At 54.5% G+C, this 12,819-nt stretch carries 13 protein-coding genes; 9 read left to right on the top strand and 4 right to left on the bottom strand.

Annotation, left to right across the window (positions count from 1 at the left end; genetic code table 11):
* Positions 1 to 8 precede the first annotated feature (8 nt).
* The 5 genes from X474_RS19055 to X474_RS19035 are packed head-to-tail and all read left to right on the top strand — an operon-like array spanning position 9 to position 4,952.
* Complete coding sequence (locus X474_RS19055) at positions 9 to 776, top strand: type III pantothenate kinase (RefSeq protein ID WP_044351187.1); 768 nt, start codon at positions 9 to 11, stop codon at positions 774 to 776.
* Complete coding sequence (locus X474_RS19050) at positions 773 to 1,678, top strand: S66 peptidase family protein (RefSeq protein WP_044351186.1); 906 nt, start codon at positions 773 to 775, stop codon at positions 1,676 to 1,678. The genes X474_RS19055 and X474_RS19050 overlap by 4 nt, the downstream gene beginning before the upstream one ends.
* Positions 1,671 to 2,735: a serine hydrolase domain-containing protein gene (locus tag X474_RS19045; RefSeq protein ID WP_044351185.1), complete on the top strand. Its 1,065-nt coding sequence runs from the start codon at positions 1,671 to 1,673 to the stop codon at positions 2,733 to 2,735. Before X474_RS19050 ends, X474_RS19045 begins: the two co-directional genes overlap by 8 nt.
* Entirely contained in the window at positions 2,732 to 4,213 is a 1,482-nt protein-coding gene (locus tag X474_RS19040) for a UDP-N-acetylmuramate--L-alanine ligase (protein ID WP_044351184.1), read from the top strand. The genes X474_RS19045 and X474_RS19040 overlap by 4 nt, the downstream gene beginning before the upstream one ends.
* 19 nt (positions 4,214 to 4,232) lie before the next feature.
* On the top strand, positions 4,233 to 4,952 hold the full coding sequence (locus tag X474_RS19035) for a class I SAM-dependent methyltransferase (protein WP_044351183.1): 720 nt from the start codon (positions 4,233 to 4,235) through the stop codon (positions 4,950 to 4,952).
* A 48-nt stretch (positions 4,953 to 5,000) separates the two neighbouring features.
* Here X474_RS19035 and xth read toward each other — a convergent pair whose 3' ends face one another.
* Entirely contained in the window at positions 5,001 to 5,792 is a 792-nt protein-coding gene (gene xth, locus X474_RS19030; protein ID WP_044351182.1) for an exodeoxyribonuclease III, read from the bottom strand.
* Between the two features lie 185 nt (positions 5,793 to 5,977).
* Between xth and X474_RS19025 the strand changes: the two genes are divergently transcribed.
* Positions 5,978 to 6,238, top strand: coding sequence for an FmdB family zinc ribbon protein (locus tag X474_RS19025; RefSeq protein ID WP_044351180.1), 261 nt, complete (start codon positions 5,978 to 5,980; stop codon positions 6,236 to 6,238).
* A 79-nt stretch (positions 6,239 to 6,317) separates the two neighbouring features.
* Here X474_RS19025 and X474_RS19020 read toward each other — a convergent pair whose 3' ends face one another.
* A complete protein-coding gene (locus X474_RS19020; RefSeq protein ID WP_044351179.1) occupies positions 6,318 to 7,328 on the bottom strand; it encodes a TIGR00266 family protein in 1,011 nt (336 codons plus the stop codon).
* A gap of 443 nt (positions 7,329 to 7,771) precedes the next feature.
* Between X474_RS19020 and X474_RS19015 the strand changes: the two genes are divergently transcribed.
* Both X474_RS19015 and X474_RS19010 read left to right on the top strand, forming a co-directional pair.
* Positions 7,772 to 8,713, top strand: a complete 942-nt coding sequence (locus tag X474_RS19015; protein WP_197282191.1) for an ROK family protein — start codon at positions 7,772 to 7,774, stop codon at positions 8,711 to 8,713.
* A 17-nt stretch (positions 8,714 to 8,730) separates the two neighbouring features.
* Positions 8,731 to 9,432 carry a tetratricopeptide repeat protein gene (locus X474_RS19010; RefSeq protein ID WP_044351178.1) on the top strand — a complete coding sequence of 234 codons (702 nt, stop codon included), beginning with the start codon at positions 8,731 to 8,733 and terminating at the stop codon, positions 9,430 to 9,432.
* Between the two features lie 80 nt (positions 9,433 to 9,512).
* On the opposite strand, the gene X474_RS19005 is transcribed toward X474_RS19010, so the two are convergent.
* Positions 9,513 to 10,097 (bottom strand): D-sedoheptulose-7-phosphate isomerase, encoded by a 585-nt coding sequence (locus tag X474_RS19005; protein ID WP_044351177.1) that lies wholly within the window; start codon positions 10,095 to 10,097, stop codon positions 9,513 to 9,515.
* An 860-nt stretch (positions 10,098 to 10,957) separates the two neighbouring features.
* Positions 10,958 to 12,232 (bottom strand): sensor domain-containing diguanylate cyclase, encoded by a 1,275-nt coding sequence (locus tag X474_RS19000; protein WP_052515411.1) that lies wholly within the window; start codon positions 12,230 to 12,232, stop codon positions 10,958 to 10,960.
* A gap of 132 nt (positions 12,233 to 12,364) precedes the next feature.
* Between X474_RS19000 and X474_RS18995 the strand changes: the two genes are divergently transcribed.
* A complete protein-coding gene (locus tag X474_RS18995) occupies positions 12,365 to 12,805 on the top strand; it encodes a hypothetical protein (protein WP_044351176.1) in 441 nt (146 codons plus the stop codon).
* Positions 12,806 to 12,819 lie beyond the last annotated feature (14 nt).

The following is a 12,819-nucleotide window of genomic DNA, read 5'->3' as shown; positions in this document are numbered from 1 at the left end:
GGCCTCAAATGCTTTTGGTGATAGACATTGGCAACACCCACTCTGTTCTGGGAATTTACAGGGATAACGAACTCCAGGCGCATTGGCGGCTGCACACCAACCGGGAGCGGACCAGCGATGAGCTGGGAGTGCTTTTGATAAATCTTTTCGCCTCAAGCCCCTATTCCATAGAATCCATCCAGGGGGTGATCATCTCCAGCGTGGTCCCGCCGGTGAACAACACATTCATCAACCTGTGCCAGCGCTATTTCAAAACCAAGCCCCTTTTCGTTGGCCCGGGCATTAAAACCGGCATGCCCATACTCTATGAAAACCCCAAAGAGGTGGGCGCGGACCGCATTGTCAACGCTGTGGCCGCTTTTGAGCGTTACAAACAGGATATGATAGTGGTGGATTTCGGCACAGCCACCACTTTTGACTGCATTTCCGCCCAGGGCCAATATCTGGGCGGAGCCATTGTGCCGGGGATAATGATCTCCTGCGAAGCCCTTTTCCAAAGGGCCAGCAAACTGCCGAGGGTGGAGATCTTCAAATGCCCCACCAGTGTGGTTGCCAAGGACACCATATCCTCCATGAATGCGGGCATTGTGTATGGTTATGCCGGCCTGGTGGACGGGCTGGTTCAAGCCATTAACCGGGAGCGGGGGATCAAGTGCAAGGTGATCGCCACCGGCGGTCTGGCTCCCTTGATCGCCTCCCAATCTCAAGCCATAGAAGAGGTTGACCAGCTTCTGACCCTGGAAGGCCTGCGCATCCTCTATCAGCGCAACCAATGACAACCCCGCGCCAGCCGGACTGGCCCCAAGGTAAATATCCCTTGGCCCTGGCCGCTCCCTCGGGCAGTTTTCCCAGGGAACGCTTTGAAAACGGCCTCAAGTCCCTGGCCGGTATCCTTTCCCAGGCCCGGCTGCGCCTGGATCAGCCGGTTTTGAGAAAAGAGGGCTACCTGGCGGGAGATGATCATAGCCGGGCCGCCCACCTGACCAAGGTCATGACCCAGCCCGGCCTGGATATGGTGCTCTGTGTACGCGGAGGGTTCGGGGCCAGCAGGCTGCTGCCCCTTTTGGACCTGGACGCCCTTGCCGCATCCGGGCGCTTATTGGTGGGGTTCTCGGATATAACCTGCCTCCTTTTGCCCTTGGCTGATCACGGGCTGATTACAGTGCACGGGCCGGTCCTGACCCAACTGCCGAACCTGGACCGGGCCAGCTTCAAGGCCATGACCGATCTTATCCAGGGAAGGCCGCCCTGGCCCATGACCTTAAGCGGAGAGGCTCTGACAAGCGGGCAGGTAAAGGCTCCTCTTTTCGGCGGCAACCTGACGATGATCTGCCATCTTTTGGGCACTCCCTGGTTCCCGGACCTGGAGGGTAAAATCCTTTTCCTGGAAGACAGGGGCGAACCAGCCTACCGCCTGGACCGGCTTTTGACTCAACTCAACCTGGCCGGAATTTTTAAGAAGGTGTGCGGTGTGGCCATGGGTCAGTTGGGAGGCAAGGGTAAAGACGCCGTACATCGCAGAAAAGCGGTTGTGAAAAATCTTGAAAAACTCAATATGCCTGTGGTCATAGGGCTTCCCTTTGGCCACGGTTCAGAGAATATGCCCGTGCCTGTGGGGGCCCAGGCCCTATTGGATGGTCAGACCGGCATCTTTACACCTGGAGTGGATATTGGCTGACTGGCGGGAAGTTTTTTCCCTTTTACAAAACGCGCATGATCATAAACTGGCCACCCACCTGGGCATAAGCATCTGGGGTAATGGGCGGGAACTCTTTAGCCGGAGCCTGGGCTCTGCCCGGCCGGATACGATCTATGATCTGGCTTCACTAACCAAGCCCCTGGCCTGCGGACTCCTGGCCCTGGAGCTTGGCAGTGCAGATAAAATCAACTGGCAGGTGACCCTGGAGCAGATCTGGGGAGACACCCTGCCCTCTGATAAAAAGCCCTTGACCATCAGGCAGATCCTGACCCACAGCGCCGGTTTTGCAGCCCATCACAAATTTTACACAGTGCTCGCAAAATCGCCTTTTCCCGCCAGAAAAGGCCTTTTGAAGGCCATGATACTAAACGACCCCCTGGAGTATGGACCAAGCGAAAAAAGCGTTTACAGCGACCTGGGATACATGCTTCTGGGGCTTCTGCTGGAAGATCTCACTGCAAACCCCCTTAACCGGGCAGTGGCTGATCTTTACCAATCCAAGGGCATCAAGGCCCCGTTTTATCTGCCTTTTGATCAGGTTTCGCCCGAAATCTTCGCTCAAACAGCGCCGAGTGGAGAGCTGGAGACCGGGGGTCCGGCCTTGGCGCAGGTGCATGACGGCAATGCCCATGCCCTTGGCGGCGTGGCGGGCCATGCCGGCCTTTTCGGCTCCCTTGAACAGGTGGCCGGACCGCTTCTGGCCTTGAGCAGCTCGCTTGAGGGCCGGGGCCCCTGGCCCCAAGGCCTCACCCAAGAGCTTTTGGCGCAAGATACGGCCACACCGGGCTCCACCCGCACTATGGGTTTTGACACCCCAAGCGGTGAAACAAGCGCAGCAGGCAGGGCCCCACAGGGAGTGGTGGGGCATCTTGGCTTCACCGGCACAAGTTTCTGGTGGCAACCGGAAAAGGCAAGCGGCATCATCCTTTTGACCAACCGCCTGGAAACCGGCACGGATATTGAGACCATGCGCTCATTTAGACATGAACTGCACACCAGGGCCTGGCAGGACCTGGATCGAATGGGAAAACTATGAAGGATCTGGAGCCTAAACTTAATACAGCCCGCGGAAATATAAATCACATTCATCTCATGGGCATCGGCGGGGTGGCAATGGGGGCCCTGGCTGCGGGGCTCAAGCAAAAGGGCTTCACCATCACAGGTTCGGACCGGCCCCTTTATCCGCCGATGAGTGATTTTCTGGCTGAAAAGGGCATATCCGTTGCCCAGGGCTATGACCCGGCCAACCTTGAACCAAGGCCGGACCTGGTTATTGTGGGCAATGTGATCAGAAAGGAAAATCCCGAGGCCCAGGCCCTGGCCGGGATGAATATTCCCTACCTTTCCCTGCCCCAGGCCGTTTCCGACTTCTTTATCAGGGACCGGGTGTCTCTGGTGGCAGCCGGCACCCACGGCAAAACCACCACCACCGCCCTTTTGGCCGAGACCCTGGAGGCCTGCGGCCAAAAAACCGGTTTTATGGTCGGCGGCATCATGGCCCGCACAGGCCGCAATTTTGTAGAAGGCGAAGGCGGCTTCTTTGTGACTGAAGGCGATGAATATGACACTGCCTTTTTTGACAAACGCCCCAAGTTTGTGCACTACCGCCCCGGCATAGGCATCTTGAGCAGCTGCGAGTTCGACCATGCGGATATTTATCAGGACTTTGCGGCCGTTAAAAAGGCCTTTGACCAGTTTGCAAGCCTGATTCCGGCCAAGGGAGCCCTGATTTCCTGGGCGGACTCGCCGGAGGTGATGACCAGGGCGGCAAGGGCCAAATGCAAGGTCTGGTCCTATGGACTTTCTCCCAGGTCCGACTGGCGCCTGGCCTCACTTGAGCCTAATGGAAACGGCGGTGCGGATATGGTCGTCATCACCCCCCAAGACCGGGAGCTTGAGGTTATGAGCCCCCTGGCCGGGGAGCACAACGCCTTAAACGCCCTGGCCGTAATCGCGGCGCTCAGCGCAGCCGGGCTGCCCCTGGGCCAAATCTCCAAAGGCTTGTCGAAATTCGGCGGAGTGAAAAGACGCCAGGAGGTCAGGGGCAAGGCCAAGGGTGTCATGGTGGTGGATGACTTTGCCCATCACCCCACCGCGGTAAGGGAAACCGTAAAAGCGGTCAAACAGTTCGGCCTGCCCGGCTGGCCCCCTGCCGCGGGCAGACTGGTTGCGGTCTTTGAGCCCCGCACCAACACCAGCAAACAGAATATTTTTCAAAAAGAATATGCCGGGGCCTTTGACCAGGCAGACCTGGTATTCTTGCGGGAGCCGCCGGACACGGAATCCTTGGCCCCGGAAAAACGTTTTTCTTCCGAAATATTAGCCCAGAGCCTTAGAGACAAAGGAATTCAGGCCAACGCCTTCGCCCATACTGAGGAACTCTTAACAGCCCTGTTAAAAGAGCTTAAACCCGGCGACCTCTGCCTTATAATGAGTAACGGAGGATTTGACAATATTCACAACAAGCTTTTAAACGGCCTTGGGCAAAACTCACAACCCATGCCCGTTAGCTAAACCATGATCAGGAGGCCGGATGTTTGGGATAGCCACCATACAGGAGACCTATGGTTTTTACAAAAGGGGATTGCCCCTCTCAGGCCTTCCTTTGCCCTTCAGCACCAGGCAATGGGAATATCCCTGGTGTTATCTGCGCCTGATGGATGCCGGTTTGGGACCTGGCGACAGGATCCTGGATGTGGGCTGCGCCAAAAACCAGTTCATGGTCGATCTGTCCCAGAGGGACTTTCTGGTAAAGGGCCTTGACCTTTACTCGGTGAACGACCCCAGAAACCCCAACCTGGGAGTAGACGGTTTTGACCGATCACTCGAAAGTGAGACCTTAAGTTTCTGCAAGGGAAACATGACCAACATCCCGGTCATGGATAATGAATTTGACGCTGTCTACTGCCTGGGTGTGCTGGATAACGCAGACGCAAGCACCAGCCTGGCCGGTCTGGCCGAAATGTTGAGGGTCTTGAAGCCCGGCCGCCCCCTTATCATCACCGAAAAATATATCCCGGAGCCAATACCCGCCTTAAAGGGAGCGCTGAAACCCTGCTCCAGAAAAATGAGCTATGACTTCAGGGAGCATATAAGGGCAACGGGCCGTTCCCTGGCAGACCCCACCACGGTTATCCCCTCGGACCAGGAGATAACCGAAATGCGGGACAAGGGCAGGCTTTTGCTGAACGCCAGTGAGGCGGTGGAGGATTTCTACCACTTCACCGCTGTGGGCTGGGTGGTGAACAAATAATTATTAATCCCCCTTGCCCCAACGAGACCAAGGGGGATTATAAATATCTTAAAACTCTTCCGGCAGGTCAAACTCACCCACCAAAAAAGTATGATCCGAAGGTTTTTCCCTTTTGCGTGGCTCGATATCCACCCAGGTGTTTTTGCAGGCCTTGGCCAGGGGTTCGGTGGCCAAAAGATGGTCAATGCGCCAGCCGTGGTTTCTTTCCAGGGCTGTTCGGGCGCGATAATCCCAAAAGGTAAAAAGCTCCTCATCTGGGTGATACTTGCGGAAAAGATCTGTAAAACCCCATTCCATAATCTTTTTCAGGGCTCCCCGGTCCTTGGGGTGAAAGCAAACCCTGCCGTCCAGCTTGACCGGGTCATATACGTCAATGGGCTCTGGCGCCACGTTTAAGTCCCCCAGCCAAAGCAAGGGTTTTTGCGGAGAGAACTCAGCCTCGAACCATTTGGCCATACGATCGAAGAAATCAAGTTTATAGGCAAAGGCCGGGTTCTCCGGGTCCCTGCCCTGGGGTACATAGGTGTTAACCACCCACACCCCCTTGGTTTTGACTGCGATCAGCCTGGCTTGGTCTTCATCAGATCCGTCCGGAAAGTTTTTCCGAACCTCTTCCGGCTCCTCGCGGCTCAGCACAGCCACCCCGTTATAGGATTTCTGCCCCCAAAAATAGGATTTCCAACCCGCCTCGGCCAAGGGATCTTGGGGGAAATCCTTGTCCTGCACCTTGGTTTCCTGGATGCACAACAAATCGGGCTGGTTTGTTTCCAGCCAGTCCAGGATTATGGGTAGGCGGGCGCGAATGCTGTTGGCGTTAAAGGTGGCCACTTTCCAGTTCACTTGCAATATCCTTTCCCAAAGCGGGTTATGTTCCTTATCCGGGTTAGTTGCCAGGGTCTTTTTGGTTTCTTTATGGCTTGACCCTAAAGGCTTTTCTTGTCAATAGTCAAGGTTGCCTATTTGGCGACTAAGGGTTAGACTTTCAGATCACAAGAATTTGAACAGGCCCACAGGAGGACAACTCAATGCCTATATATGAATTTCGTTGCGAAAAATGCGCCCTGGTCTTTGAACATCTGGCCATGGGGCAAGGTGACATGATAGAGGTGGTCTGCCCTGCCTGTAAAAGTGAGGAGATCACCAGGGTGATGAGCACCTGCAGTTCCGTGGTGAACGGCTCCTCCTCCGGCCCAAGCAACCAGGGAGGCGGCGTACAGGTGGAAAACCGGAGCTGTGCGGGCTCCAACTCCTGCACCAGCATCACCCTGCCGGGATTGGATTCCTGAAAACAAAAAAACACGTCTTTATAGAGGAAATCCCCGGCCCGATGGACCGGGGATTTCCATATCAACCAAGCTTTAGGCATCAATCATCGCTGAAAAAGGTGCCCAAGGCTCCGCCCAGTACCGAGCCTTCTCCCACCTGCTTGCCCCCGCCCTGGGGAGCCGCGGCGTAGATGCGGTCGGCCAGACGGCTCAAGGGCAAGGATTGCAGCCATACATGCCCCGGTCCGGTCAAGGTGGCAAAGAAAAGCCCTTCCCCGCCGAAAAAGGCGGTTTTAATGCCGCCTGTGAATTCCACGTCATAATTCACCGAAGGTTGCAGGGCCACCAGGCAGCCGGTGTCCACCCTGATTTTCTCGCCAGGCTTCAAATCCATCTCAAAAATGGTGCCGCCTGCGTGTACAAAGGCTATGCCGTCGCCCAAAAGGCGCTGCATGATAAAGCCCTCGCCGCCGAACAGACCGGCTCCGATCTTCTTTTGGAAAGCTATCTCCAGGGCCACGCCCCGGGCTGCGCACAAAAAGGAATCCTTTTGGCAAACGATCTCCCCGCCGAGTTCATCCAGATGCAGGGGTATTATCTTGCCTGCATAAGGCGCGGCAAAACCCACGGTCTGTTTGGGTGAGCTGCCCCCATGGGTGAAAACCGTCATGAAAAGCCCCTCGCCGGTGATGAGCCTCTTGCCCGCACCCAAGAGCTTATCCATGAAACCGCCGCCCTGGTTGGCTCGGCCGTCGCCGAAAATCGTCTCCATCTGGATCTCGGAAGTCATGTAGAGCATTGCCCCAGCCTCGGCCACGGCGCTCTCACCCGGATCCAGCTCAACCTCCACAAACTGCATCTCCTGGCCGATGATGCGGTAATCGATCTCATCCGCACCGGCCCCCGGCGAGGGCGGCGGCGGCGGGGATTCTCCCCTCAGGATTCCACCCAGGGGGGTCACATCCTTCATGGGCGTCCACTGGCTTAAGCCGGGGCCGTAAACCAAAAAATCAGAGGTAATCTGCCCGGAATCCAGCCGGGCCTTGAGATCCTGCTCAGAAAAAGGCCCCTCACTGGCCCCGTTTATCGCCAAATACCAAACAGCTGACATTAAATTTATCCCTTCCTTGCAGCAAGAACGCCCAATTCACCGGAAATTTCTCCCAATCCCCAATATAACCGAGAACCCCACCCCAGGTCCATGTCTGGAAACCAATTTCCTTATAAATATGATCAGGTCTTAACCCGTTGGTTATGGCCGGGCTCTTAAGCAAGGGCGCTAATACCTGAGCACCCCTTAAATCAGCCTTGTCGAGGTTTCTGCCCAATCAAAGGCGGGGGTTTCCAAGGCCCTTTGCCCGCTCATACCCATATGCCCTGGCCGCTCAATTGATCGAGCTGAAAAAACGATAATTTTCGAGCTATAAAACCTTTGCCGGAATAACCAGTTCCCCCTTTGTTGTGGTAGACTGTACGTTTAGAAAAATGGTAAGGTCCGGCTTCGGGCCGAGCCTGGTAATCTTGATTTTGATTCAGGCAAAAAAAGGCAAAAAAGTGGAAGCCTATCTGGCTATAGATGCGGGGGGCACCAATACTCGAGTGGGGTTGGTCAAAGCCGACAAGGTTATTGACAGCCTTTGTTTTGCCACCCTCCCGGCCTGCGGACCCCAGGACTGGCTAAAAAGACTCGGCCTCACCGTCCAAAACCTGTTGGATAAACTCAAGGATCAGGGGATTACCATCAAGGCGGTCGGTTTGGGTATGCCGGGCGTGCCGGCCAGAGACGGCGTTTCCTTTAGCACCTGCACCAATCTGCCTTCCTTTGCCGGTCAAAACTGGGCCCGGGCCCTTTCCGAAATGTTTGATCTGCCCACGGCAGTGGAGAACGACGCCAACCTCCACGCCCTGGGAGAATTCACCCACGGAGCGGGTAAAGACGTCGATTCCATGGCCTGCCTCACCCTGGGCACCGGGGTGGGCGGGGGCATAATCATGCAGGAAATGTTGCTCAAAGGCCCGTTGGGTTTGGCCGGAGAGATCGGACATATGGTGGTGGAGCCCAACGGCAGGCGTTGCGCCTGTGGTTGCAGGGGCTGCCTGGAGGCCTATGCCTCCAGTGTGGGCCTCACCGGTATGCTAAGGGAGGGGATCAGTCAGGGCAGGCATACCGCGCTTAAGCCCGGCGACTCCGTGGAGCTGATAACCCAGGCCGCCAGACTGGGAGACTCCCTGGCCCGGGACCTTTTAAAAATGGCGGGCATTGCCCTGGGCAGGGCCGTATCTATTCTGGTTTCCGCACTGGGGTTGGATCTCTTTGTTTTGGGCGGCGGCCTGAGCCTGGCCTGGCCCCAGATGGAACAGGAAACTAAAAGAGAATTGGCTCGCAGAATGCGCCTGGTTGAAATTTCTGGTATAGGCTTGATACAGGCTGAATTAGGAGAACAAGCCCCACTTTTGGGGGCCGGCGCCATGGCAGCCGGTTTGTTGAACAAATGATGATAAGGTGAATATCCATGGCCAAAATTAACCGCAAGGAACTGCTGAGAAAACCCGATGAGTTTCAGACATTCAGCGAGCGCGCCGTCAAGTGGGTGCGGGAAAACCAAAAGAAATTCTATATCACCCTGGGCGGGCTGGTGGCGGCGATCGCCCTGGTGGTGGGTATTCAAACCTATCTGGACTATAGGGTGCATGCGGCTGCCAATGCCCTTTCACCGGCCTTTCAGCAGTACATGAATGTGGTTTTTGGTGAAAAGACTCCTGCCAAACTGGCCGAGGCTGAAAAAGCCCTGGGTACCATTACCAAGGAATATGGAGCCACTCCCGCGGGGATACAAGGCAGGCTGGCCTTGGGCAACCTGCTTTTGGAGCAGGGAAAATGGGCTGAAAGCCAAAAGCTGTTCACAGAACTTTCCGAAGAGCCCGATCTGCCTGCCGAATTCATGCCCTTTGCCCTGCACGGACTGGGTTTAAGCCTGGAAGGTCAGGAAAAATATACAGAGGCCAAAGACGCCTATGCCGATGCCGCCCGCATCTCAGGACCCAATGAAAAGACAACCTATGAGCTGGCTCAGGCCAGAGTGTTGGCGGCCAAGGGCGACAAGCAGGCTGCGGCGGATATCTACCGCACTGTGGTGCAAAACGCCACAGATCCGGACAGCGCCCAGATCGCCCGTGAATCCCTGGTGTCATTGGATCTCGCCCCTGAAGCCTGATTTTTTTAAAAGCCGGGATAAAAACCCCTGCGGGCCGAACGCCTGCAGGGGTTTCTCAATTCAACCTATTGTTCTTTAAACTACTTATAATTTTCCGGAAACAGCCTGCGCTCCACTCCTTCGATAAGGATATGCAGGATCATCATATGCAGTTCCTGGATTCTGTCTGAAGTGGCCGCCTTGATTATGAACTTGGTCCCCGGCATGTCAGCCAAGACGCCGCCGTCTCCGCCTAAGAAAGAAACAACCTCCATGCCCTTTTCCGTGGCTGCTTCCACCGCCTTGACCACATTGGCTGAGTTCCCACTGGTGCTCAAGGCAATCAGAAAATCGCCCCTTTTACCGTGGGCCTCAACCCCGCGGGCAAAGACCATATCATAGCCATAGTCATTACCCACACAGGTGAGATGGCCCGGATCCGTAAGGGCCAAAGCAGGCAGGGCAGGCCTGGGCTTTCTGAACTTGCCGGTGAGTTCCTCGGCAAAATGCATGGCGTCGCAAGCACTTCCCCCGTTACCGCAGATAAGCGTCTTGCACCCCTGTCGATAGGCAAGGGCCAACCTTGCAGCCACCTCTTCCACCTTGGACATCTCATTTTTATCGCTGATAAAATCTTTTAAAAGATTCAGTCCCACCTCAAAGGAGGCGCAAAGATTATTCTCCATGGGTAATCCCTTCAGGCAAAGGAAAGCGCCTATATGAAAACCACCTTGGCTGGTGGTTCCCCTACGGCTTTTTAACGGCTTGAAGTATGGCAAGCAAGCTTTTATATGCAAACCAAGATCGTTGCAGCAGAATTCCGCCCCTCTTTGCTATCCGGACTTGCAAAAGCGTCATTCCCCAACTTTTACTAGTTACACCGCTTTCAGAGTCACGATTCGGTAGGCTTTCACCTGGAGTCCCCAAAAATCGCAGGTTTTTAGGGGTGCTGACCCGGGGTCCCCAAAAAACACCGTTTTCTGGGGTGCCAATTCTGGTCCCGTTAGAATTAAAGCTTACGTTAAAAAAATTTAACTATTTAATATTAAATAATAATTTTAACATTTCCTCCACAAAGGCCCCGAATCAGCAAAAGAATACAGACCCGCCTTGCCCCTTAAAGACCATAGGTGTTACTATATTTCAGTTTCCAACAATGAAGAGGCCTGATTTTTCATACAGGAGAGACCGCATGGATTGGACCTTCTACCTTATCGTCGGCGGATCGCTGGCACTATCCTTTTACATTGTCTACCTGGGTAAAAAAGAAAAAAAAGACGACACCCCTCCCGAATAAGACCTGAAATTCTCTAATTAACCGGTTCTTAAGCCGGGCGGGTCCGAGCAAACCGGGGCGGCATCCGGCAAGGCGCAGTTGTGCCTTGTTCAGCTAACTATTACGAATAGTTTTTCAGGAAAACTCAACCTGCAGGAACGGCAGGCTGCATTGCAATCAAGGCCAACCATCCTTGGGGACAGGTTCCGCCCCATTGGGAGGCTGAATTGGCGTCAGCCTTTCTCACACCCATCCACTGGCCAGGCAAGATCAGGCTTTACTCGCTCTGCGGTCCTCGGGTACGGATTCGCTCTGAGCCGGGGACTTCTTATGAGCCGCCCGCACCTTGTTACGCCCCCCCCTTTTGGCTTCATACAAGGCGTCATCAGCCAAGGCTATCAATTCCTTGGCCTTTTGTCCCAGGTTCCATTGGGCTGCCCCCATGCTCACGGTAAACCCGCCCATGGGGTCAAAAGGCGGAGTATTGGAACCCGATTCCACTTTTTTGCGCAATTTCTGGGCGACCATTATCCCGGATTCAAGATCACAATCCACCAAGATAACCAGAAACTCCTCGCCTCCGTAACGACCCACGGCGTCCACCCGGCGCAAATTTTCCAACAGGATTCGGGAAAAAAAACGTAAGGCCTCATCCCCCACCTGGTGTCCAAGCTGGTCATTAACCCTTTTAAAATGATCCAGGTCAGCCATGAGCACGGTAAGGGGATGCCCCTGGCGCTCGGCCCTCAAAATTTCCTCTTGCAAGCGTTGGTGTATGAAAAGGTGGTTGAATAGACCGGTGAGGCCGTCTGTCCGGGAGAGTTCTTCCAGACGGCTGTTGGCCTGCACCAACTGGCGATTGGTCTGATCCAGCTCCTGGGCGTAGCGTTCCGCCTCGGTCTTGATCTTGGTCATTTCGTTTAAGTTGTCCAAAAGCCCATTGACCAGGCCTGCATGATCCACGGCCAGCCCCACCAGCCTGCCCATAATCAGCATAAAGTCAGAACGGTCTTCATCTTCTGGAACTTCCCGTCCCTGGGGCCACATAACGCTGATGGCCCCCACAGGGAAATCGCCGCCTTTGATGGGGGCCGAGGCCATGGCCGCCAAACCGGCCGGGGCCTGATCACCAAAATATAAAACCGGTTTTTCGGCCGCATGGGTGCGGGCCGGAGGGGAGACCCCATCCAGAGAAAGAGTGTTAAGGGCCTTTTTATGAAAAGCATTGAGGCCCAGAGAATAAAGCAGGTTCAGCTTGCCGTTTTCTTCATCAGATAAATGCAGACATGCCATGGGAGCGTTGAGGGCGTGACTGGTTTTTGCAATAGCCTCTTCAAATATGGGGTGGATATCCATCTCCACCCGAGTGGTGATAAAGGCTATGAGCTTCCGCACCGCCTTTTGCTTGGCTAAAAGTGCGGCCACCCTTTCATTGGCAGGCTGTAAATTCAAAAGGTTCCCCAATTCAACGGCTTTCCAGTACTGAATCGTTTTTAAAAAGTATACGCCCTTTTCCCCGGCTGTAAAAGGTGCTCCTTGGCGCAAGGAACATCCTAACCTTCTCGCCCAAAGGCAAACCAGGTTCCAAAATAGTTTAGGCCTTGTCAAAAGGCCGGGTCATTGCCATATACAGTGGTAACTGTTTTACAGCCAAATTTCATCAGGGAAAAACAACTCATGAAACCAAGCGGGCACCTAGCCGCATCCGTTCCCCTGGGGCTTACTCTCTATCTGGCCAGCGGGAAGTTATGGCCTTCCCTTACCGGCATGGCCTTCAGCATATTGATAGACGTTGACCATCTGCCCGATTACCTTCTCTGGAGAGGTAAAAAAGCCGGGGTTCATGATTTTTTTGAAAAGCACTTTAATCACGACACCCCCTACCTGATGCTGTTTCTTCATTCCTGGGAATGGATCCCTATCGCAGCCCTGTTATTATGGCATTTTTCAGGAACAGATTGGGCAATATGCCTCACCTTAAGCTGGATTTATCACCTGCTCTGGGACCAATGGATCAACCCGGTGGGGTTAAAGTTTTATTTTTTCTTTTACCGGGCCGCTCATGGTTTTTTAAGAAAAAACCTCTCGCCCCTCCCGGTTAGTCACCCCCGGGGTTAGCAACCGCATTTTAA

Origin of the sequence: Dethiosulfatarculus sandiegensis (genome assembly GCF_000931935.2) — a bacterium.
Lineage (GTDB): Bacteria > Desulfobacterota > Desulfarculia > Desulfarculales > Desulfarculaceae > Dethiosulfatarculus > Dethiosulfatarculus sandiegensis.
This window is presented reverse-complemented; position numbering and strand designations above follow the sequence as displayed.